The organism is Zooshikella ganghwensis, from assembly GCF_018263875.1.
Classification (GTDB): Bacteria; Pseudomonadota; Gammaproteobacteria; order Pseudomonadales; family Zooshikellaceae; genus Zooshikella; species Zooshikella ganghwensis.
Genome location: NZ_JAEVHG010000002.1, coordinates 495438 through 518444, shown reverse-complemented (window position 1 = coordinate 518444; position 23007 = coordinate 495438). Strand labels below are relative to the sequence as shown.

Sequence of the window (23007 nt, the reverse complement as noted above, 5' to 3'; positions counted from 1 at the left end):
CACCCGGATAGCTTTTTTCTAATGCTGCGAAGCGGTCATGAATCGTGACAGTATAATCAGCTTGATCAGCACACTCTCGTTTTAACGCACTGTAACCTTGGGGATTTTCTTTTTGTAATGATTCGTTCGGGCCACAGACTGCGATAAAACCATACAACACATGGGTGAGGTTTTTGGCAGGGATATCATTAACATGGAAGTTACGGCCATAAACACCCCATTCCACAAAGTAAGTGCCGACGACTTTGTTGGCGTTATTTTCAAATAATGCAGAATCATTTGAGAGTGGAGTCGCTTGAGTTAAGGTTGATAAACCCAAACCCACTGCAATGCTTATGGCTAATTTATTCGGCAACCAGCGTTTAGTTTGCTTGGTTTGCATACAGATTTTCTCCTTAATGCATTTACCTAATAAAAAAAGCGTTATATACCCTTCACGAATCTGAAAACCCTTCGTTATAGGTATAGTTGAACGCTTTTAGGCAACTACTTTTTGCACAAATAGAGTTTGAACAAGTCGCACTATCTATCGTGAACAATTTATCTATGCTTTTCCGTGCATCTCACCTGAAAAATAAACAGGTTGATCCTGAAGCTTTAATTGTCATATACAAATATAAAGCTCATTGCAGGCCAGAGTCAGATATTTGGTTAATAATTAATAAAACGGCTTGTAATGTATAAAACAGTTCTACTTAATGTTGTGATTAATTAATGACTAAGTAATAAGGCTAACTCAATAGCGCCCATTAACACGACTTGAGGCGGTACTCATAAATTATGACAGCCTGTAACACTTTGTCGTAAATAATACCGAAAAGAAGTTTAGCAAATCGTCAGTGGAAGCGTGGTAATCGCGTTCCAATTTTGTGATGGTTATAACGGATATAGGCTAATCTGTTTAAATAAACAACATTTCGTTGTGAAATGGTTTCAAAGGGAAGGGTAGATTGTTCGCGATGATAGAAATATATAAAGCATAAGACGTATAAGTGAAGGTAGCAAATGTGTTGCAAAAAAGGAGCAAAGTATGAGTAAAACAGATCTTTTCCTCAAAGCAGCCATTGAAGAAGCTGAGCAAGGCCGAGAGCGAGGGGGTATCCCGATAGGTTCCGTACTGGTTTATCAACAGAAAATAATCGGTCGAGGCCATAACCAACGGGTACAACAAAAGAGTGTTGTGCTGCATGCTGAAATGCATGCACTTGAACAAGCGGGTCGTTTACCAGCATCTATTTATAAGCAGTGTACACTTTATACAACACTATCCCCATGTGCGATGTGTAGTGGCGCAATTATTCTGTATGGTATACCTCATGTCATCGTGGGTGAAAACCAAACGTTTATGGGGCAGGAGCAATGGCTTAAGGAGCATGGTGTAAGGGTAGATGTAATACAGGATAAACACTGCGTGGAAATGATGAAAGCATTTATCAGTACCCACCCTGAGTTGTGGAATGAAGATATTGGTGAGTAATAATAACTTACTGAAGCTTAATAAATCAGACTAAAGCGGCTAAGCCGCTGAGTTAATGACTGACCGTCTTGGAAAATAGTTGTATGACAATAACACCTGATGTAATTAAAACCATGCCTAATATTGCAGGTAAATCAGGAATTTGTTTATACATCAGCATACCGACAATGGTGATAAATACGACTCCAAGGCCAGACCAAATTGCGTACGTGACGCCAACTGGAAGTGTACGTAATGTTAGTGACAAAAAGTAAAACGCCACAGCGTAACCTATTACAACAATAATAGAGGGAATTGGTTTAGTAAAGCCTTCAGCCGCTTTTAATGCACTGGTTGCAATTACTTCTGCAATGACTGCTACTGCTAATTGAATATAGATCATATTGATAGCCTAAATAATGCCTCGCAGTTTTAAATGGTAAGTTAATTGCCCTTTACGTACCACAAATTTTAATGGTAGTGAAAGAAGCTTGAGTTTTATTATATCGTATTGGTTTATGCCATACATAGTTGTTTTTTTGTGTACTGATTTTTGCCTAGTCTTTGCTTCATTCCTGAGCTTTTGTGACAACCTCTTTAGGGCAAAAATCTCTTTGCTTAACTCGCCGTGTAACAGGCTAAATTTTAGTAAATAAACAGCTAATATATGAATTTAAATCACTATCTGCTTGTGTTTTGTGGTGGGTCGCTAATATGATACGTGGCTCGTTTAAAAATAAAAATACAATCTGAGTTGACGAAATAATGAACGACGTTACATTGTTAACATATATTAGCTTAGCGATTGCCCTAGTCGTGGGAGTACTAGCAGCTGATACCCGTATTCGCTTTATGCGGGAGTTTGCCTTTGGTTTTTCTGGGGTATCTATCGTACTTTTTATCTTTGTTGGTTTGCTAACACTGTATACATCAATTTTATTATTTGCCTTGTTAATAACAGGATACTATTTAAAGTTTATTAAAAATAAATTGTTATACAACTGTTTGTTTGTTATTTGTGGCTTATTTTCCCTGTTGCTTGCTATTCATATTATACCTGGCATAGAAAATGTACTGCTCTATGAGAATGTGACGATCTCTGAAAATGCGCAAACCATTACTCTTTATGCAAATTTTGATAAAGGCATTGCTGGGGTTGTATTATTGCTTTTAATATCTTCACGATCGTTATCAAGTATGAGCCTATTGAAGTATTGGTTATTAATTCCATTAATATTGCTAACTCTTTTTTTGCTAGCGTTGACTTCAGGCTTGAATTGGGAACCAAAGTGGCCTGCTTTTACACTTGAATTCTTTTTGGTCAACTTGCTCTTAACCTGTATTGCAGAAGAAGCCTTTTTTCGTGGGTGCATTCAGCAGCGCTTATCACAGGCAATAACGCGTCATACTAAAAATGGATCAGTGTTAGCGTTATGCTTAACAAGTTTATTGTTTGGATTAGCCCACTTTAATGGGGGAGCTCAATTAGTTGTACTAGCAATATTAGCTGGATTAGGCTATGGAATTATCTATAAATTAACAGGCAAATTATCAACTGCTATTGCAGTACATTTTGGATTAAATGCATTACATTTTACTTTGCTAACATACCCCATTCCATTATAAATAAGGGCTTTATCATGTAATAAATAATTATTACTTTTAATGCTTCAAGGATAAACGGTATTTGATTATGAACCGTGAAACAAAAAGAATCATTAAAGCATCAGTCTTATGCTCTTCGTTTTCACTTATACTTACTGGTTGTACATTTGCTAGCCAAATGTCGAGATAGCACACATCGAACTGTTTTCCGCAAGGATGCGGTAATCAAGCCTCCAGGGATGGATTCACGGCGTGTTCGATGCGTGTTATCCCGCCTTTGAACAAAAGTGATTTAAAAGCCTGCTTTTGGAATGGCAAAAATATATGTAATTGCTCTGTTTTTATCCGAAACTGCGTCATCTTGGCGATGGGGATATGTTAACTTTTGCTCTATTATTGATTTCAGATAAAATACTTTCAATCAGTCAATCAATACATACCTATGGATGACAACCATTGTGGATGAAAAGACGCTTCAATCGTTAATTGATGCTCTAGCGGTATCACCAGATAACTTGCCGCTGTGCTTAACAGTTTTTCGTGAAAGTAAACGATTACATGGTATTGATCAGGCAATACAGCACCTTAGTCATGTTAAGTCTGAAGCCGTTACCAATGTTGAGGACCAGTTAGTTATTGCTGAAGCTTTCCTAGAAGCTGGATTACCTGAAAAAACAAAGCAATTTTGTATGAGTGATACTCCTGCAACCCACTTATTGCTGTGTAAAACTGAGCTTGCTTGTGGGAAGCCAGAGCAGGCAAAAGTCCACTATCAACAGGCTATTCAAGCCAGTTCAGCATTACAGGACAAAACACTGGAAGCAAGGCTGGGTATAGCTGACCATGAGCGTCAGGAGAGTCGCCCTAAGCTCAAAGTCATTGCCAATGATGATACGAATATAACAGAGCTTAAGCGAATTATTGCGCCTATTGAAAAGACAGTGACTTTTGCTGATGTTGGTGGGTTATCTGAAGTAAAGAAACAGATTCATAAAAAAATTATTTTGCCTTATCAAAAACCCTCTCTTTTTCAGCGTTTTCGTAAACGTGTTGGGGGAGGCATTTTACTATATGGTCCACCAGGATGTGGTAAAACCCTGTTAGCACGTGCAACAGCTGGTGAGTGTCAAGCAAAGTTTTTCAACATTGAGCTTGCTGATATTCTTGATATGTATATTGGGGAGTCAGAAAAGAGGTTGCATACTGTTTTTGAGCAAGCCCGAAACCAGTCACCTGCTGTTATTTTTTTTGATGAAGTTGAAGCCATTGGTGGAAAACGTCAATACTCAAGAGAAAGTACTTCCTCAAAGTTAGTTAGCCAGTTTTTGTCTGAGTTGGATGGATTTGCTCAAAATAATCATGGAGTTTTAGTTTTAGCCTCTACTAACGTGCCTTGGGCAATTGACTCTGCTTTTTTAAGGCCAGGTCGGTTTGATCGATTGATCTTTATTCCTCCTCCGGATCAAACAGCTCGAGAAAATATCCTGAACATTTTGCTTAAAGATCGCCCGATTGAGCGTAATTTGGATTTAGCGTCACTGGCAAAAATTACCAGTGGTTTTTCAGGAGCAGACTTACAAAATGTCGTTGAAACGGCTATCGACAATGCAATAGAAGACTCGATTAGCAGTCAGGAGGATGTTCTTTTGAGTCAACAACATCTTCAACAAGCAATGAAAGAAGTGAAAGCGACTACGATTGATTGGCTGACTTCAGCCAGGAATTATGCTAAGTATGCCAATGAATCAGGCTTGTATAATGATGTACTGAGCTTTATGAAAAAGCATGGTAAACATTAAAAAATGGAAATAGGCTATTTATTTACTGAGTAATCACAAAACAACATGACTTACACAATACCTGACGAACCCACTCCTAGTACCTTGGCAAAACTGGCTGTTAGACCTATGTGGCCACTATTTGCGTTAATGTTTGTTAATACGGGTGTATCTTGGCTATGGTTTATTGCTAATAGTTTTTTTCAAGGCAGTCCTTATCTAAAAAAAGAAGTTGCCTGGATTGCCTTAGGCTTGGCAGGCTCATGCTTGGGCGTATTTGCAATCGCTACTGCTCTTAGTCAAGGTTTTATTGATGAATCAATGATTCCTTATTTGCTTATTATCTTAACCGTTTGGAAGCTTGGCATTTCCTACAAAGTATTTGTACTACAAAATAACAGTTTTGAGTTGTTTGAGTATTTCCAAGAGTCTGTCAGCAATGGCGCTATTCCATTTATAGCAATGGTTATTATATTTCAACAAATTTCACTTTATCAGCTACTACCCAGCTATATTTATTTGGTGTTAAGGTAAGTATGAACGATAATCGAATTGAACAGCTGCTGATACACGCCAATCAACAACTGCATCATGGTGACACATATGGGGCTATTGACAGTTTAAAACAACTTCTGTCTTATGAGCCTGATATTGCAGATGCTCATGCACTGTTAGCCATTTGCTTATTTCATAGTAAGCGACTAGAAGCTGCAAAATATGAAGCTGGTATTGCTTTGCAATTAGCACCTGATTCTAGTTTTTCTCATTATGCCCAAGGCGTTATCTTAACCGCTGCGCGCCAGTTCACTGTTGCAGAAGATAATTTAAATCAGGCTATCCAGCTAGAACCGACCAATGCAACTTATTTATTGGCAAAAGCGAACCTGTTGGCGCTTTGCGGGAAAAATAAACAGGTTTTACCTTTACTCGAACAAGCTATAGCCGCTGAGCCTGAGCTGGTTGACTGTTATGTTGCATTGGGGGAGTACTATTTAGAAAGAGGTGATTATAAAAAAGCTCAAACCTATGCGACTGAAGCCATGCATTTGGATTCAGATGACCAGGACGCTATTACCTTAATGGGGTCTATTCATTTACAGCTGGGTAATATGGATGAAGCAAAAGACCACGCGTTGTGGGCATTGAGCCATAATGCTATGGCAGTAAAACCATTATTTTTAATGAGTGCTATTAAAGCTAAACAAAGCATTTGGTTAGGGTTATGGTGGCGCTTTAATAGTTTTATGAGCAAGATTGGTGAGGCAAAACAAATTCTGATCCTGATTAGCCTATATTTTTTCTATCGCTTGGGGGATCAACTATTCAGTGATTTGGAAATGAGTAATGCTGCCACGATCTGTACCATTACTTGGTTAGCTTTCTGTGTATATAGTTGGATGGGACCTGTTATTTTTCACCGTTCACTTGTTAAAGAGTTACAGTCTTTTTCATTCGATAAGCATTTTTAGCGATTTCCTTATTTTTGTGGGATATGCCAGGGTTGTTTATGTATACGTTGAAATGCTGCTATTGTATCCTGATCGGCGCCTGACTTTAAAAGATAGTCTTGCATAGAGATATTTTCGGGTGGTTCTGCCTCTGACTTTTCCCATTTTTGCATGAGGTCCACTCGAAAAGTACGATAGTCTTCTCGTAATTTACACCATGCGGTAAATGTCCAACGGTCTCCCCAAAAAACCAGACCTACAGGCCAGACAAGCCGTTGGCTGGTGTTATCTTGAAGGTCAGTATACTCAATCCATAAACCAAAATTTTGTTCAACAGCTTGTCGTATTGGTGTTAAACGTTCAAGTGGATATGAAGACATGGGGGGGGCATAAAGTGGTGGAATGGGTAAATTTGTTGAGCCTAAGGTGGTGTGAATTTTGGCTAATGCACTCTTTGCTGCATCGGCTGTTTCTTTATCCGCACGGGCAGCCAACATACGAGCACCCACTTCGAGAGCTGCTAACTCACTTGCGGTGAATTTTACAGGCGGGGGGGTAAATCCCCGCTCTAACCAATAACCTTCACCTGCTTCGCCATTGACAGGGGCACCACTCATCATGAGGTCAGCCATGTCCCGGTAAATGGTTCGTGGTGATACTTCCAGCCATTCAGCAAGCTGTTGCGCGGTCGTCCGCCGACGACCACGTAGTAAAAGAAGAATTTGAACTAAACGATCGGCTCTACGCATGACATTAATACAAAAATATTGGCGATAAACATAATATTACCTTGATTTATTGAGTAAGGTGAAATAGTGCTAATTCTATTGGAAACTGCGAACCATTATGGTTGAGAAAAAACTCCGAATAAATTTCCCTGATTATCTAAAAGGCAAGCATGAACTAAGCCTGAGGCAGTGCATGTTGGTGCATTGATTGCCTGTCCACCTAGTTTCTGTGTTTTACACGCAATAGTGCTTACATCACTAACAAGAAAATAAGGAATTAAATAATTCTGGTTTTTTGTACTTAATGAGTGGTCAGCCATTCCGCCTGTAGGGTCTTCATTGTTAACTGCAATACTGAAATAAGGTCGGTCAGTACCGGTTTCATATTGGCTAAATTGCCAATTAAACGCTGCTTGATAAAATTCCTGAGTTGCATGGGTATCACAGGTACCCACCTCAAACCAAGTAAAACTTCCTAATACTGGAGGTGTGCTGGCTTGGTTAGCAAGACCATTGCACTTAAAAATAGAAAAAAGGTTGTCAAATGGATCTTGCATAATAGCAAAAGTGACATCGTTTACTTGTGTCGGTTTGTGGATGATTTTAGCCCCCAGAAGTACCAGTTGTTTAGAATCCGCCTGGACATCTTCAGATCGAATAGCAAGCATAGTACCTTTAGGAATATTTGATGAGGCCTGTTGTATTCCTCCCATAGGTTGCTGAGCGTTTTGTGCTGTTATCATAATATAGCTTTGTTGCGGGTCACTTGTGATGGGTACGGCAGCAAAGGTCCAGCCAAAGAGTTCAGAATAAAACTGCTTAGTAGATTCTACATCTTGAGTATTAATTTCAAACCAGGCGACATTTCCAGGCATTGTTGTGTTCATTATAGGTTTCCTTGTGGTTAAAAAAACTTCTTGGTAAACGAGAGCTAGCGAATTATCAATAGCAACACTATTGGCTTGGGTGGTATTATGAGGCACCCCACTGACAGCATACTGTCAGTAGGACTTTGAGATTTTTCAAAATTGATTAGAGGATAGCAAAATGGGTTTACAATGCTTGATTTGGTCTGAGAGACAAGTGTTGGGGCATTGCTGGCAGTAAAACTCATTGAGTTTTTTTCTGTGCAAAGAAAAAATAAATTAAGCATTTTATTGACGCGATATCGCTAGCCTTAATAGACCAAACTAACTCCACTAAAAATTTTTTGCTGTGGATATACCTTTCACGAATGATTTCTAGGTTTTGTTATCTTCACTCCTCACCCCAATCACCTATTAATATAGGCTCATGGGGCTTCGTCACTTGATGGCCGCACCTAAAAACCATTCGTATTGGATATATATGCAAATTTTCTGATGAACTGGGAGCTTAGGGATTAATTACGTAGAAAATACTGATCTTAAAAAAATTAAGCTAAGTCGTAACTTTGTAATAATAAGAGTGCTTAATAAGTAAGATATACCCTTCATGAATCATTTTTAGGGTTTGTTGCCCCCTAAAGGGCGTCAAAATCAGTGTTCTTGACTACCAAGGATGGTGGGAATTCAGTTTATACATAATCGTATGGAATTTTTATGTATTAGAGTAGTGCAGGAGAAATTGTCGAAGAGGATTTAACGGTCAGTCCAGTTACTTATTAATATAACCAACCAGCAGCGTTTTTAAAACTAATGCGGTTGATATCGTTAGTATTAAAATACCAGACTAGCCTCAGTAAAAAATCTTAGTTTTGAATATACTGTTTGAAGTTTATATTAAAATGAAAAAATATGTTGCTTTGATGTTGAATAATTCTTTGTTTTATATAATTATAAGCCTGCCATTGGAGTTAAATGGTTAATAATAAAAACAAGGAATGTATATATGAATAAAAAGATCAAATTTACTTTGAAATCATTAGCGTTAGGCTTGTTAATTGCTGGTAGTAGTGCGAATGCGCAAACAGATACTTTTAGTAGTAATGTACTTAGTGTTGATGATATAGCTGCTGCAGCAAATAGTTTCTCTATCTCGAATCTGGCAACTGCTGCGGAATTTTCATCTATTACTGATTTAAAAGTACTGGCGGCAAATACAGTATCTTTTGATTATAACTTACCAAATGATGGTGAACCTGGGAAGGTGCTAATTTGGTATGAAGCCATGGATGTAGACTTAACAAGAAAGCCAGATTTTTCCATGAATTTGCCAAATCATAAAGGTAATGACTTTGTCTTAACCGATCGTGGCATTAACTTTCAACAAGGTATTTACACCATTGCCATTACAGCAGGTCAGGCTGATAACACGGTAGCTGCAACCAAAACAATGATTGTTGGGCAGCCAGCACATACGGGCAGAAGTACCCTTTTTGTCAGTGCAAAAACTAAAGGGAGAATTACTGCTGTATACAATAGCCCAGCTAACGTAGTTGCAGATCAAAATATTACCTGGTTTAGACTATTTGAAGGGGAAAAACTGGTAGGTGGTAATCTTATGATTCAACAGACAAGACCACCATCACGCTCATCAGGCCTTGTTTCAATGGAGTTTGCACCTGGCACCTTGATTGATGGACAGACTTATACATTAGTATTAAATCCTGGTCCTACTACGCAAGCAGTATCAGCATCATATACTTTCCAGTACACTTTACAGTGACCCGATACTGAGTAGGTATTAGTAAATCATCCCCTTCTCTTTTATACAGAGTAGGGGATGTGTAATTAAGATACTAAGGACGATACTTGCCTTCCAAGTTATCACTTAGTAATTTTTCGTAGCAAGGAGTATCTTTACTTTCATTTTTACAAGCATCTTTTAGCATTTGTAAGCCTTTATTAAAGGCTTCCACTAACTTGGGACCATCAGCCGTATTTTTACTGATGATAACGTGATAGGCACGGACATCGAGAGGTTTAGGGTGATTTGTTAACATGTTTTGTGCCGCTGGTGGTAGCTTATTGGCAATAATTTCATAACCAACTTCCATTGTAGCTGGGAAAATGTCAACTTTATTATCGAGTACTTTTTTTAGATTGTTTTCATCTTTTGCTGTGCGATATACTTTAATGGTTTTGTTTTCTTCAGCCTCGTCAAACTCTTTGCCATAGGAATAGCCTGTTGAGGCACCGATTTTATATTTTTTTAAGTCCTCAATGGTATTCCAATCGAACTGAAAGTCCTTTCGATGAAAAAACACATCTTTTAATTCAATAATCGGGTCTGTGAATAGAAGCGTTTCTTCTCGCTCTGCATTTTTACCCCAGCCGATAGAGCCAGCCCACTCTTTCCCTGCTTCAGCTTCTTTAAAAGCACGTTTCCAAGGGAAAAAACCAAACTCAACTTTAATACCTTGAGTTTTGAATGCTTCTGAGACAATGTGACTCATAACACCATAGTGTTTATATTTCTCAGACATGTAGGGTGGCCACTCACCATTGGTTAATTTAACCACTGATTCTGAATAGCCATTCAATGAAAAAATAATGAGTGTTACAAATACTAGCTTTTTGATGATTGAGGAGTACATGTTATGGCTCTCTTATTCATTTATAGATATCTAACAAGTAAGCAATCTATAGCCTTTAAAAAGGTTGGTGATGGGTATACTTGAGTTTAGACCATATGCTTTGTATTGATTTATCCTTATAGGTGATTATTTTTATTAAGACACTCTGTAGCCTAAACTAAGCTGAAGCTTGATCTAAAATTTATTTGTATGATCGTTAAATACTTTTATATAGTTATCATTAATTTACTTATCGTAATGCCTGTACAAGGCGGTGAGGTGGTGACCTTTTCAAGTGGTGAATGGCCTCCTTTTCTTTCGAGTAGCTATAAAAAGTATGGTGCTGGCTCTCATATTGTAACTGAGGCCTTCAAGACGCAGGGTATTAAAGTTGAATATGGCTTTTACCCATGGAAGCGATCAATGGAAATGGCTAAAAAAGGCGAAGTGGATGCAACACTACTTTGGTCTAAAAATAAGGAGCGAGAGTCCTATTTTTATTACAGTATCCCTGTGATGACATTAAGTCATGTATTTTTTCATCGAGTCGATATGGATTTTGAATGGGATACTATTCAAAACTTGAAGGGTTATAAAATAGGGATAACCAGAGGTTACTATTATGGAGAAATGATTGATAAAGGTATAAAAAATGGCCTACTACATACTGAGATAGCAAATTCTGATTTAATCAACTTCAAGAAGCTCATCGCGGGTAGAATCCAACTATTTATTATTGAACCGGAAGTAGGGTATGAAATATTGAATGAGCACTTTACTAAACCAGTAAAAAGCTTAGTTACAAATAATCACCGGCCGATTCAAGCACGAAAATGGTATGTCCTTATCTCTAAAAAGTCACCTCGAGCACTCTACTGGTTAGAAAATTTTAATAAAGGTTTGAGTTCCATTGAGCAGTCTGGGTTAATTGAAAAAATCATGGATAATGTACTGCTAGGAAAATATCATCCAAATTACAAAGACTGATGGGGTTGATAACAGATGCCTAGTGGGCATCTGTATAGGTATAAGTTTATTACTTTTAAAGGAATTTAGTACTGTGCATTAAGATTGTTGAGTATTCACTCCAAGCACAAACTCGGCTTCATAACCATAAGCTTGCTTTTGTGTTTTAAAGTTCAATAAAATTTCCTCTGTAAATAATATATCTTCATCATTTCGCACCCGTCGTTCAGTATTCTTATTGTACGGCGGTGCTTGGTGCACTTGATCTGTCAGATCATCAGGGAAATAAAGTTGGGTAGTGACCAAGGTTGACTGATTCAGGAGCACTTTTAGATGAATATGGTTTGCGCGGCCAGTATAATGTCCTGGGTATATAGTCCTAAAACAACACTGTCCATGGGGATTGGTAATTTGTGTGCCGCGTAGAAATTTTTCTCCTGTGGTATCGACATCACCATCTTTGCCTTGTTCTGGAAAACCTGAGTAATATCCAATTGCATTTGCATGCCAAATATCAACGACGGCATCTCTCATCGGAGCACAGGTTGCGGTATCGACAACGGTAAAATTTAAAAAAAGTGGTGCGCCAGGTTTACCCTCGGTAATATCATGACGAACTAAACCTGTATCTATATAGAACGGTCCCTCTACTTGTTCTGGTGTAAATGTGCAGTTAGGGATGTAGTTAGGTGTTTTGTTAGGTTGCGATAAACTAGAGGCTAGGTTCTGGCCGATGGCTTGGCCACTGATGAGCGAAACTGAACCTACACCGATTCCTTTTAGAATACTTCTTCTTTTCATTGTTTCATTCCTTGGTTTATTTGGGTAGTTTTATGATGACTTCCAGTCCTCTGGGCGATAAGTTATTGAGTGTTAATTGTCCTCCATGGTTTTGAATAATATCTTTAGTGATGGTTAAACCCAGACCAATTCCACCTGAATTGCTATTGCGAGAACTTTCTAAACGAAAAAACGGTTTTAGTACTTCATTCAATTTTTCTTGAGGAATACCAGGACCCTGATCCCTAACACTAATTTTCACATAATGTTCTGTTTCAAACAGGGCAACTTGAGCTTGTTGGCCGTAGCGTACTGCGTTTTCTAGTAAGTTTCGAATAGCGCGACGTAAAGCAATAGGCTTGCATTTAGCGGTAATAGATTTATTCAGATGCGTTTGTATTGGCATACCTAAATCTACTAAGTCTGTAGCAACACTGGAGATTAACGAGGCAAGGTCAACACTCTGAAACTGCTCAGTATCGGCAAGCACGCGGACATGGGTTAATGTAGTTTCTACCATATGTTGCATTTCTTTTAGAGTAAGTAGCATACGGTCTTTATCTTCACAGTCGGGCAGAAACTCCAGCCTTAGAGCCAGGCTGGTAATGGGTGTTCGCAGGTCATGGGATAACGCTGCAAGTAACTGGGTTCTGTCGTTTGTGAAACGTTGAATTCGCGTATACATCTCATTAAAAGCTTTAATTGTTTCCTGTAATTCAATCGTACCTTGTGGAGGTAAAGGCGGTAGCGATTCGCCACGGCCAAATCGATGTGCATATTCACTTAGTAATCTTAAGGGGGAGGTAATGTGATGGGTAATTGCGGTGACGACAGCAATCATAATAAGCCCGCAAATCACTAAAAAAGTAATAGTACGATTTGTCCAAAGTGCAGACAGCCGTGGTGGAGGAAGTAACGCTGCATTGAGCCATTGGTTATCGGTGATTTGAAAGGAGGCAGCATGGGTTACTTTTGAATTAGTAAAGATTTCTTCGTTAATCACCGGCCAGGACATGCTTTTTTTAATATTGTCACTGAAGTCGAGTACATCAGGATCACACAGTAATCCTGCATGAAAATAACACGGCTCTTGATGCCAGACATAAAGTGTTTTAGGGGCGTGTTGGAAAATGGGTTGCCATTTTCCAACAGTTTTATTGATTATGGGCTTATTTGCCAATGAAAAATTGATAATGCCGGTGGAAGCGGCATTAAGTACGAGTTGTCGTTGCTGATTATCTAAAGTAGGAATTAATTGATTTAATTGATTGAGGCGATATTCAAATTCATTGATAAAATTTTGATTGATTTTTTTAAACTGTCGCTGCCCTATAACGACGGTACTAATAAACTGAGCAGCAACAAGCGCAAATAAAATGAGTAAAATAAGCTGGGATGCAATTTTGCGTGGAAATAAACTCATTATGGATGTTGAACATCAGTATTAAAACTATAGCCTCCTCCCCACACCGTTTTTATGAGGCTGGGTGTTTTAGGGTCAATTTCAATTTTTCTACGAAGGCGGCTAATCTGGTTGTCAATTGAGCGATCGAAAGGTGCAGCCTGGCGTCCTTGTGTCATGTCTAATAGTTGATCACGGCTAAAAATAACATGAGGTTGTTGAACAAATACTTTCAGTAGTCGGAATTCACCAGTGCTCAATGAAACAACCACTCCATCATCTCGCACTAACTGTTGTTTATGTAAGTCAAATTCCCAGCGATCAAAATAAATAAATTTACTGTTTTTATTATCGGTAGGTGCTGTAGCAGGTTGTTGGTGGCGTCTTAGGACTGCTCTTACACGAGCTAATAATTCTCGTGGATTAAAGGGTTTAGCCAGATAATCGTCAGCGCCTACTTCTAGGCCAACGATTTTATCTGTGTCTTCACCCAGGGCAGATAAGATAATTATCGGAATGTTGCTTTCATGGCGCACTTCGCGACAAAGAGTGAGTCCATCGTCTCCAGGCATCATTAAATCCATAATAATTAAATCAATAGATTCTTTAGCGAGCACTTCTTTCATTTGCTCACCATTTTCAGCCAAGCTCACTTCATAGTCCTGTTGCTTTAAATAGCGGCCAATTAGCTCCCTGATATCACTATGGTCGTCAACAACCAGAATGTGTTGTTTCATAACTGCTTTTTTCGCTATGTCGATAAAATGTCCTAAGAATTACAGATTATAAGAAAAGCCGCAATCGCTGTGGAAGCATATAATTGTCGCAATTTGTCGTAATTTACCCCATACAATTTAATAAGTTTATGACAAAATTTTACGACAGACGTGTGTTCTAATTACTTGCATTTATTAAGATTTTCCCTGCTACCTCCCTTAAATAGAATTATAGACCGTCAGCTCAAGGTCTCACTGTGTTGAGGAACGCTTTTTATGAGTGAAGTGCATAATGGTCAAGGAAATGCTAAGCAGTCCAAGCCATCAACTCAATTAGCAGGACGGGTAATTCCTCCACCTCACAGTGAAGGTATTCAAACTACGCCCAAGGTAAGTCAAAAAAGCACTCTTGTGACAGTGTTTATCGGCTTATTGGTGCTTGCTATTACCGCGAGCATTGCGGCGTACTGGCTTGTTCATCCTTCCAGAATTCCAAAGCGACAAATAGAAGTACATCCTCCCATAGTAACAACCATGAAAGTCGGAGAGCCTAAGGCTCAGCCTATTATTTCGGGTTTTGGTCATGTTGAGCCGATCCATCAAGTAACGGTAAACCCTGAAGTTACGGCAATGGTTAAAAAGGTTTCAGTAAAACTGTCACCAGGCAACGGGGTAGAAAAAGGCGATGTGTTGGTTCAGCTTGATGCAAGAGAATACCAAACAGCACTGCGCAAAGCGGAGGCAGCTTTGTCCATTGCCAAGGCAGAGTATCAGCAGGCACAAGGCTTAAAAGATAAAGCGACTAAAGAATTTAAGTTTTTAGGGGGGGATATGACCCCAGCGCAGCGGGCTTTGGAACGCTATGAACCGCAGCTAAAAGCCGCTGAAGCGAAACTGGAAGAGGCTAAGGCAAATGTTGAGCTGGCTAAGTTAAATGTTGAACGTACGATATTAGTTGCACCTTTTAGTGGTGTGATCAGCCATAAACAGGTTGAAGTAGGGCAGCGGGTCACAACACAGCAGTCGCTATTTACGATAGTGGATACCCAGGCTTTTTGGGTTAATGCAGCCATACCGGCTGATGTATTGAACTGGCTGTCATTTGGGGCCGAGCAAGGGACCAATGGCTCATCGGTGGAAGTAATGTTAACTTCAGGGACCTCAAAAGCGACTGTGAGTCAAACCAATATTCGTAATGGTATCGTCTGGCAGCGCTTGCCTGCGCTAAGTGCAGATTCCAGGCAAGTTAATATTTTAATTAAAGTGAACAATCCGTTAGGGACAAAGCCTGTAAAGGGTGCTGTATCAGAAAAGCAAGTTTTAACACCCTTGTTTATTAATGATTTTGTGGCATTACGCATTCAGGGACCTGCATTGGAAAATGTGTTTACCTTACCTGAAGGTATGTTACGGGATGGCAATGTAGTCTGGCTTTTTGAAGAAAAAGGACGGTTAAAAAAGCAGGCTGTTAATGTCGTATATCAACAAGGTCAACAGGTATTAGTGAGTGGTAATTTAAAACCAACAGATGAGCTTATATCAAGCCACCTCAGTGTTGCCATTGAAGGGATGCCTCTGCGCAGAGAGGCTGAAAAGCAAATGACGGCACAAAAAAATAATACCGTGTCTATAAACCCTCAACAGCCGTCTATAACGCCTCAACAGTTGTCTGTGCCTGAGCAGGTAAAACCTCTGGCTGGAGATAAGTCATGAGCCAGAATAAGGCGAAAGGCGCTATTGCCTGGTTTTTACGGAATACCGTAGCGGCTAACTTATTAATGTGGGTGTTTTTGGTGGGCGGTTTAACCGTCACCTGGCAAATTAAGAAAGAGGTTTTTCCTGCTTTTTCACTGGACGAGATATCCATCACCGTGAGTTATCCTGGCGCTGCGCCTGAGGCAGTTTCTCAGGGGGTGTTGTTAGCGATTGAAGAGGCACTGAGTGGCGTAAGTGGTTTAAGTGATATCTCTGCTACTGCGAAAGAAGGTAAAGCTTCAGTGACGGCTGAGCTGCAAAAATCTGCCGATGCCATGGCTGTCTACCAAGATGTAAAGCAAGCAGTTGATCGTATCACAACATTTCCTGAAGGGGCTGAGCAACCACAGATTACATTAGCATCTAGAGATCATCAGGTAGTTGACCTAACCCTTTATGGTGAGGTTAGTCAACAGGTCTTGCAACAATATGCCAGTCAAGTTCGGCGCAAATTATTAGCAAACCCCTCCATTACCAAAGTCGACTTGTCTGGAATGAAAGATTATGAGGTGGAGATAGCATTACCTCTCAGTAGTATCGAGCGATACGGTCTAGGTCCAACTCAAGTAGCTGAAATTATTAAGAAGGCGTCAGTAGATGGTGCAGGAGGTAGTCTGTATGCAAACTCTGGCGAGTTAATGCTCAAAGTAGATGAAGAAAAACAGTGGGCAACGGATTATGCGGGTATTTCTGTAAAGACTCTGGCAGATGGCTCTGTCATTAAGCTAAGTGATATTGCGGACGTTAAAGAAGATTTTGAAGAGTCAGCAGATGCACAAGGTTACAATGGTTTTCCTGCAATTATTGTACAAGTGTATCGGCAAGGGAATGAGTCCCCTATGGCTGTGTCAAATGCGGTACAGTCATTGTTACCTACTATTCAGGCGGAATTGCCCACTGGCTTAACTTTAAAAGTTACCCGAGACCTGACGGATGTTTTTCAGGAGCGCCTAGATTTATTGTTGGGTAATGCTTTTATTGGTTTGGTATTGGTGGTTATTGTATTGGGGTTATTTTTACAATGGCGTCTGGCCATTTGGGTAACAATGGGGATACCTACGGCATTTCTTGGGGGGATGTTATTGTTACCCGTGATGGATGTTTCAATCAATATGATCTCCATGTTTGCATTTATTTTGGCGCTAGGTATTGTCGTGGATGATGCGATTATTGCTGGCGAAAATATTTATGCTTATCAACAGCAAGGTTACTCTTTTTTTGAAGCGGCTTTGCTCGGTGCTAAATCGGTAGCTATTCCTCTCTCTTGTAGTATTTTAACGAATATTATTGCATTTTCGCCATTGTATTTTTTACCTGGATTTTTAGGGAAAATATTCCAGGTAACACCTCTCGTTATTGCGGCTGTTTTTATTGTATCCTGGATTGAGGCATTATTTATTTTACCTGCGCATTTGGCAGCGATAAAATCTTCCACAAATTCAAACCCTAGTCTTTTACAGAAAATACAGTTGCGAGTGGATAAAATGCTTAATTATTTTATTCATGGTATTTACGAACGGGTTCTCAGTCGTTGCCTGCAGTATCGTTATTTATCTTTGTTGTTGTTTATTTGCATTTCTGGCGTGGTGATGAGTTATTGTGCCAGTGGACGCATGGGGTTTAGTTTAATGCCGCGTGTCCAAAGTGATTATTTACTGGCAACAGCCATTGTCCCCATTGGTGCTTCAGCAGAGTTTATCCAGGAAGTAGAGCAGCAACTGGTCAACGGCGCCAAACAGGTAAAACTGCACAATGATGTGATTGACGGCATTAGTACCAAGGTTGAAGAAAATACCATTGAAGTGCGTTTGATGTTGCTTACAGAACAACAAGCAGAGGTGGATTTACAACAATTAACCCAGCAGTGGCGGGCTTTTGTCGGCACTATTCCTGGCTTGGAACAGTTAAAGTTTGAAGCGGATGCAGGGGGACCAGGAAGGGGAGCAGCGCTGACCGTAGAGTTATCTCACCAGGATCAAATAATTTTAGAGCAAGCCGCTCAACAATTAGCCGCTGAGTTAGCAGGATACGCGCAAGTAAAAGACGTCAACGATGGTGTTTTACTAGGGAAGGAACAATTACGTTTTAGGTTATTACCTGCAGGCGAAAGCCTTGGCCTAACGCCAGAGATGGTCGCTCAGCAAGTCAGAGCCGCGTTTTATGGTGCAGAAGCTTTGCGTCAGCTCCGTGGTGAAGATGAAGTCAAAGTAATGGTTCGTTTACCAAGAGCGGCACGGGAATCACTATCTACACTAAATCAACTTAAATTGCTGACGCCCAGCGGCCACTTTGTGCCTTTAAATCTAGTGGTGAGTGTGAGTAAAAGCCGAAGTTATCAACAAATAACGCGGAATAATGGACAACAAGTATTACAGGTGAGTGCGAATATTGAGCCTATTTCTCATACGCAGCAATTATTAAATACCTTGCAGCAGGAAGCATTTCCTATTCTTAAGCAACAATACCCAAATTTATCCATTAGTTTAAGGGGCAAACAGGAAACAACACAAGACAGTATATCGAGCTTAATTACCAGTAGTATTATCGTGCTAATTGTGTTGTATGCAATGCTCGCAATTCCGTTTAATAGTTACAGTCAACCATTGCTGGTATTAGTGGCAATTCCTTTTGGCTTGATGGGTGCTGTCATAGGCCACATTATTATGGGGGAAAGCTTAAGTATGATCAGCATACAAGGTATGGTGGCATTAAGTGGGGTGGTGGTTAATGATAGCTTGGTATTGATTGACTATGCGAATAAAGTAGCGCGAGAAACGACCAATAAATTTGACATTATTATAGCCGCCGCTAAACGTCGTTTTCGGCCAATTATGATGACAACATTAACTACATTTGTGGGATTGGCGCCTATGATGTTTGAAACGGCGGCACAAGCGAAGTTTTTAGTGCCAATGGCTATCTCGCTTGGTTTTGGGGTCTTATTTGCAACAGCCATATGCTTATTACTTCTACCATGTATGTATATCATTTTGGCTGATGCGAAACAGTTGATGAATCGTGTACAACGTTTCACCGGGAGGAGGGCAATTGCCGAGGCCTCAAGGACTATGGCATAAACTGAGAGGGAAAATTTTAAAATAAATATATGAGGAGGAACGTTAGTAACGTCCTCCTGTTTCAACAGTGTCTAAAACACCATCGCGAAAAATTAAAAATTTTAAAAACTGACCTTTTTGGCCATAGGTCCACTTTTCTACGATGATTTCTTTTCTAGAAATATAAGTTCTGCCTGTGGTTTCATTGTAGTCGGGGTTGGTGTAACGAGTATGAGCTCGCTCTTCTGTTACGCGGGTACCTAAATATTCTTTTTGTAAAGGCTCACCACAGGTTAACAACACTTTAGTTGTTGAGTCTCCAGATTTAACCAGTTTACTGCCACAGCGCATAGAGTCACTGTAGGTGTTGGCTGAAAAACCTATGCACGCAGCTAATGCCAGTAAACTGAGTGATTTGCTGATACTTTTGCTGATCATAGGATACACCTACTTATTGTTTAAAAAGTGATCTAAGTTTAGCGTAAACAAAGACTTGGGGGAACCCGATTCATGTAACTTTGCAAAGCTTGCCTGCTTTTTAACCAGCGAGTAATCATTTTTTTCTAAAAAATAAGGTGGTTAGTGCTTTCGTTTTCTTATAAGCCAACACGTGTTTGAATAAAAACATCTCCAACAATAATTGACGAGATTATATTGCTAAAATTATGCTTGGTTAAGCACTGGTTGCTGGTTTTTTTTATTAATTTTTTTCCTGAAAAATTATCATTTGTAAACAAGCTGACTTTAAAACCCTCAGGGATAAAAATTCCAGAAATACTGTTGTCGTTGATACCTAATTTCTTTAACTGTGATTGGGTGTATTTTCCTGGAAATAAAATGGCATGTTTTCCACTAAAGTTACAGTGAGTGAAAATCACAGGAAAAGTAGTCTGAAAATGATATCGTTAAATCCCGAGAGGGAGACACTAAGTCGTTGTACATAAAATATGTTTGTTTCAACTGCAGTGGCGACCATCCTTGGTCTTTTGCGAGATAAAGCGCGTCGAACTGCTTCCGTAAGCTGACAACCAAGCCTCCGGAGAGGGATTTAGGGTGTGTTCGGAAGACTTTATGTCTCTAAAACGCTTCGCTACTCGGTGGCTCTGAAGTAACTTCAACAGCACTGTACTCGGGTTCAGCAATAGCCACAAAACCAGGCTGACGGCGTACACGTTCTGTCATACGTTTTGCAAAAGGTGACAGCCGATTACGATAGGCTCCAATGCCCATAATATCAAAGGGCATAGTAATTCGTGCGAATACGAATCCTTCATTGTCCGTTACTGAGTCATGTTTGGCTCCAGTACCCAGGGTTAGCTGACTACCAGGTAGCTGGTTTATCACGTTTTCCAGATGGTATTCCAGGCTGAGTTTTTGGCCGGTAAAGCTTTTGGTTTGTTCGCCTTTAAAGTGGTATAGACCGGTATATAGTCTTAACTGTTGGTCTTCATTTTCTGTGAAAAATGGTAGACGATAACCAACTTCTATATCAGCTCCTTGTAGCATTTGCTCATACTGGTGCTCAACATAGGTACGCCCATCATTGCTAGTTACTGTATGCGAGCCTATTTTCTGTTTAGTGCTACCAACCGGTAGATAGAGGTTGGCACCAAAATCCCAGTCAACCGTACGGTATTCTGCACCAAGATTAAACTGATGGAAGCCATTACCATATTCTGATTGTTGGTAGTTAATGAAACCGTAAACGCCAATTATTTGCTCATCACTAAGCATATGACGATAGCCACTACCAATACTATAGCTTTTATAGCGGCCTTTACCCTTGCTGGCATCAAACTTAATAAAGACTAAGCCATCGTCCTCTTCATAAATAGGCAACATGGAGTCTACTGATAAAGCATCTTCGTCTGATGTGAGTAATCCGTCAATGGCAATCCAAGCATCCCATTTATCAACAAGTGATGGCTGTTCTGTGTTATCGTCAGCCAAGGTTGGCGTGACAATTAAAAAACTTAGCACAGGTAAACATGCTAAGACTGACTTGTTCATGGTAAATCCTTTTGGCGTTGTAAATAAAAAATATGCTTGGTTTGACAGAAACTATATCCACTATGAAGGGAATAGCTGAGTTTAAGTAAGAGGATTATAGGGGGAAGTAAACATATAAATAATCGAATATCTCACAAGAGCAGCATGAGACAAGTTTGGTTTAATAAATATAGTGAACCGCTATACGTTATTTATAATTAATTGTTTATTGTGAGGAAGCAAATGATTAAATGCTTGTTCTCTGTGAAAGATATCGCAAAATTATTGCGATATCTTCTTTTGAGGGTGAAGGACATTAGAATAATGTAGGTGAGGGCGTTAGAGATTCGTTTTATAACTTGGGTGCAATAGCTAATGATACATGATCAATTTCAATATCATAGATTGGATTGGGACCATAGATAAGTAGTAATGTTTTAGCTATTTCACTTTGGTTAAGCGCGGGATTAAAGGTAAAAACAGTATTAAGTGTTGAAAACTCTTGATTTGTAATACTTAAATAATCAATAAACTGGTAGTCGAATAAACCATTTTTAAGCTCGATAAGCATTACTGCGGCTAATTTATCGCGAACATGCTGCTCATGACGACTTAATAGTCGAGCGGATACTGATAGCTGGTATTGTTGTGCTGGTTCAAGTTCAACATATTGTTGAAGTCCATCACTATAGTGTTGGCGATGAACAATACGCGCAACATTGTTATAGCAGGGCGTTTCTTCTCGATTAGGTGCAATATGAATAATAGCATTATTACGGAAGGCATTTTGCCAATAATCAGTACCGAGATTGAAGTCACCATTTTTTACTAAATTTTCTGATTGCTGTTGTAGCTGTTGGCAGTTAATACTGAGCTCATAAAAATGCTGTTCAACATTATGCTCATCAACGGATAACTGATTATTTGGTAACGCAATAAATCTCTCAAATATCTCACTTGCAAGGTGAGATAGTTCACGCCAGCGATGAGAGGAAATTTCCGATGCTGTAAGCGTGTTAGCTCCCCATTGCTGAGTTGCAGCTTTTTCTAATGAGTTAAAAAAGTTTTGAGCAAAGTTAAATGTGACTTCGTAAGGAGTGAGAACCAGTGTGCCTGGGGTATCCGTTAAGGCGATAAATTTATTGGTTTCAGGGGATATAATAATCATCAGATCTAACTGATATTTGGACTGAATACGCAACAGCATATCGTTAGAAAGTGCTTGTGTGCGCTTTGTTGTGTACATCAGGTGTAGACGTTGATGGATATCTTGTAATTCTAGTTCGGCATTAGCCCGTTCAAGTAAAAAGCTTGCTACTGTTTTATCTTCCTTTATGTTGATGTTATCAAAAAAGAAGCCTACATTGACTCGATGAAGCTGAGACGCAAGAAGCGCACCAGACATAAAAAAAGTAGATATAAAAAGAGCAAAATGAAAAACGTGTTTTCTCATATCGGCATCCTTTTCCAACGGCCAGTTAATAGCGGCCTGTGTTAACCTGGTAGGTTACCCTTTAATATACCCTTCGCGAGTCATTTTTAGGGGTTGTTGTCGGCGCTCTTGACCACCAAGGATGGTGGGAATGCAGTTTATGCATAATGACATGGATGTCATGTAGTAGAGCAATGCAGGAGCAATTGCCGAGGAGCATTTAACTGCCACCCCAGTCACTTATTAATATAACCGCCCAGCAGCGCTGTTATATCAATTAAAGTGACTACCGCAAGTTTCACAGTGGTAAACTTGCCCAGGGGCTTCATCGCTTGACGGCCCAGCTAGCACTTTTTTATTTCAATTAGTGCTGCTATCGCTAGCTTTACAGTAGTAAGCC

19 protein-coding genes and 1 pseudogene are annotated in these 23007 nt (G+C 39.6%); 9 read left to right on the top strand and 11 right to left on the bottom strand.

Features of this window, described 5'->3' with window-relative positions:
- A pseudogene (locus tag KHS79_RS06080) lies at positions 1-382 on the bottom strand (hypothetical protein); the annotation flags it as partial.
- A 648-nt stretch (positions 383-1030) separates the two neighbouring features.
- Here KHS79_RS06080 and KHS79_RS06075 point away from each other — a divergent pair.
- The gene (locus KHS79_RS06075; RefSeq protein WP_027707706.1) at positions 1031-1477 is read left to right on the top strand and encodes a nucleoside deaminase; all 447 of its coding nucleotides are present in this window, start codon (positions 1031-1033) and stop codon (positions 1475-1477) included.
- Between the two features lie 52 nt (positions 1478-1529).
- Here KHS79_RS06075 and KHS79_RS06070 read toward each other — a convergent pair whose 3' ends face one another.
- Positions 1530-1859, bottom strand: coding sequence for a DMT family transporter (locus KHS79_RS06070; RefSeq protein ID WP_027707707.1), 330 nt, complete (start codon positions 1857-1859; stop codon positions 1530-1532).
- A 362-nt stretch (positions 1860-2221) separates the two neighbouring features.
- Here KHS79_RS06070 and KHS79_RS06065 point away from each other — a divergent pair, with 362 nt between their 5' ends.
- The 4 genes from KHS79_RS06065 to KHS79_RS06050 all read left to right on the top strand — a co-directional run bounded on the left by KHS79_RS06065 (position 2222) and on the right by KHS79_RS06050 (position 6308).
- A complete protein-coding gene (locus KHS79_RS06065; RefSeq protein WP_212717542.1) occupies positions 2222-3082 on the top strand; it encodes a CPBP family intramembrane glutamic endopeptidase in 861 nt (286 codons plus the stop codon).
- A 437-nt stretch (positions 3083-3519) separates the two neighbouring features.
- On the top strand, positions 3520-4860 hold the full coding sequence (locus KHS79_RS06060) for an ATP-binding protein (RefSeq protein WP_212717540.1): 1341 nt from the start codon (positions 3520-3522) through the stop codon (positions 4858-4860).
- A gap of 45 nt (positions 4861-4905) precedes the next feature.
- Positions 4906-5373 carry a hypothetical protein gene (locus KHS79_RS06055; RefSeq protein ID WP_212717538.1) on the top strand — a complete coding sequence of 156 codons (468 nt, stop codon included), beginning with the start codon at positions 4906-4908 and terminating at the stop codon, positions 5371-5373.
- Between the two features lie 2 nt (positions 5374-5375).
- Positions 5376-6308, top strand: coding sequence for a tetratricopeptide repeat protein (locus tag KHS79_RS06050; protein ID WP_212717536.1), 933 nt, complete (start codon positions 5376-5378; stop codon positions 6306-6308).
- Between the two features lie 8 nt (positions 6309-6316).
- Here KHS79_RS06050 and KHS79_RS06045 read toward each other — a convergent pair whose 3' ends face one another.
- Positions 6317-7036, bottom strand: coding sequence for a helix-turn-helix transcriptional regulator (locus tag KHS79_RS06045; RefSeq protein ID WP_212717534.1), 720 nt, complete (start codon positions 7034-7036; stop codon positions 6317-6319).
- A gap of 95 nt (positions 7037-7131) precedes the next feature.
- Positions 7132-7902: a VOC family protein gene (locus tag KHS79_RS06040; RefSeq protein WP_212717532.1), complete on the bottom strand. Its 771-nt coding sequence runs from the start codon at positions 7900-7902 to the stop codon at positions 7132-7134.
- 982 nt (positions 7903-8884) lie between these two features.
- On the opposite strand from KHS79_RS06040, the gene KHS79_RS06035 reads away from it, so the two are divergent.
- Positions 8885-9661, top strand: coding sequence for a hypothetical protein (locus tag KHS79_RS06035; protein ID WP_212717531.1), 777 nt, complete (start codon positions 8885-8887; stop codon positions 9659-9661).
- A gap of 73 nt (positions 9662-9734) precedes the next feature.
- Here the strand turns inward: KHS79_RS06035 and KHS79_RS06030 are convergent, their stop codons facing one another.
- Positions 9735-10532, bottom strand: a complete 798-nt coding sequence (locus KHS79_RS06030; RefSeq protein WP_212717529.1) for a substrate-binding periplasmic protein — start codon at positions 10530-10532, stop codon at positions 9735-9737.
- 189 nt (positions 10533-10721) lie between these two features.
- Between KHS79_RS06030 and KHS79_RS06025 the strand changes: the two genes are divergently transcribed.
- Positions 10722-11498 carry a substrate-binding periplasmic protein gene (locus KHS79_RS06025; RefSeq protein WP_212717528.1) on the top strand — a complete coding sequence of 259 codons (777 nt, stop codon included), beginning with the start codon at positions 10722-10724 and terminating at the stop codon, positions 11496-11498.
- 78 nt (positions 11499-11576) lie between these two features.
- Here KHS79_RS06025 and KHS79_RS06020 read toward each other — a convergent pair whose 3' ends face one another.
- Genes KHS79_RS06020 through KHS79_RS06010 form a run of 3 tightly spaced genes read right to left on the bottom strand, consistent with a single transcriptional unit; the run spans position 11577 to position 14396 of the window.
- Positions 11577-12278 carry an intradiol ring-cleavage dioxygenase gene (locus KHS79_RS06020; protein WP_212717525.1) on the bottom strand — a complete coding sequence of 234 codons (702 nt, stop codon included), beginning with the start codon at positions 12276-12278 and terminating at the stop codon, positions 11577-11579.
- A 16-nt stretch (positions 12279-12294) separates the two neighbouring features.
- Positions 12295-13680 (bottom strand): ATP-binding protein, encoded by a 1386-nt coding sequence (locus tag KHS79_RS06015; protein WP_212717523.1) that lies wholly within the window; start codon positions 13678-13680, stop codon positions 12295-12297.
- Positions 13680-14396 carry a response regulator gene (locus KHS79_RS06010; RefSeq protein ID WP_212717521.1) on the bottom strand — a complete coding sequence of 239 codons (717 nt, stop codon included), beginning with the start codon at positions 14394-14396 and terminating at the stop codon, positions 13680-13682. Before KHS79_RS06010 ends, KHS79_RS06015 begins: the two co-directional genes overlap by 1 nt.
- A gap of 255 nt (positions 14397-14651) precedes the next feature.
- Here KHS79_RS06010 and KHS79_RS06005 point away from each other — a divergent pair, with 255 nt between their 5' ends.
- Entirely contained in the window at positions 14652-16088 is a 1437-nt protein-coding gene (locus KHS79_RS06005) for an efflux RND transporter periplasmic adaptor subunit (protein WP_212717514.1), read from the top strand.
- Positions 16085-19207 carry an efflux RND transporter permease subunit gene (locus KHS79_RS06000; protein WP_212717513.1) on the top strand — a complete coding sequence of 1041 codons (3123 nt, stop codon included), beginning with the start codon at positions 16085-16087 and terminating at the stop codon, positions 19205-19207. Before KHS79_RS06005 ends, KHS79_RS06000 begins: the two co-directional genes overlap by 4 nt.
- Before the next feature lie 42 nt (positions 19208-19249).
- On the opposite strand, the gene KHS79_RS05995 is transcribed toward KHS79_RS06000, so the two are convergent.
- The 3 genes from KHS79_RS05995 to KHS79_RS05985 form a co-directional block, all read right to left on the bottom strand.
- On the bottom strand, positions 19250-19624 hold the full coding sequence (locus KHS79_RS05995; protein WP_094786297.1) for a DUF2845 domain-containing protein: 375 nt from the start codon (positions 19622-19624) through the stop codon (positions 19250-19252).
- A gap of 639 nt (positions 19625-20263) precedes the next feature.
- Positions 20264-21196 carry an inverse autotransporter beta domain-containing protein gene (locus KHS79_RS05990; protein ID WP_212717512.1) on the bottom strand — a complete coding sequence of 311 codons (933 nt, stop codon included), beginning with the start codon at positions 21194-21196 and terminating at the stop codon, positions 20264-20266.
- 331 nt (positions 21197-21527) lie between these two features.
- The gene (locus tag KHS79_RS05985; protein ID WP_212717505.1) at positions 21528-22628 is read right to left on the bottom strand and encodes a hypothetical protein; all 1101 of its coding nucleotides are present in this window, start codon (positions 22626-22628) and stop codon (positions 21528-21530) included.
- Between the last annotated feature and the right edge of the window lie 379 nt (positions 22629-23007).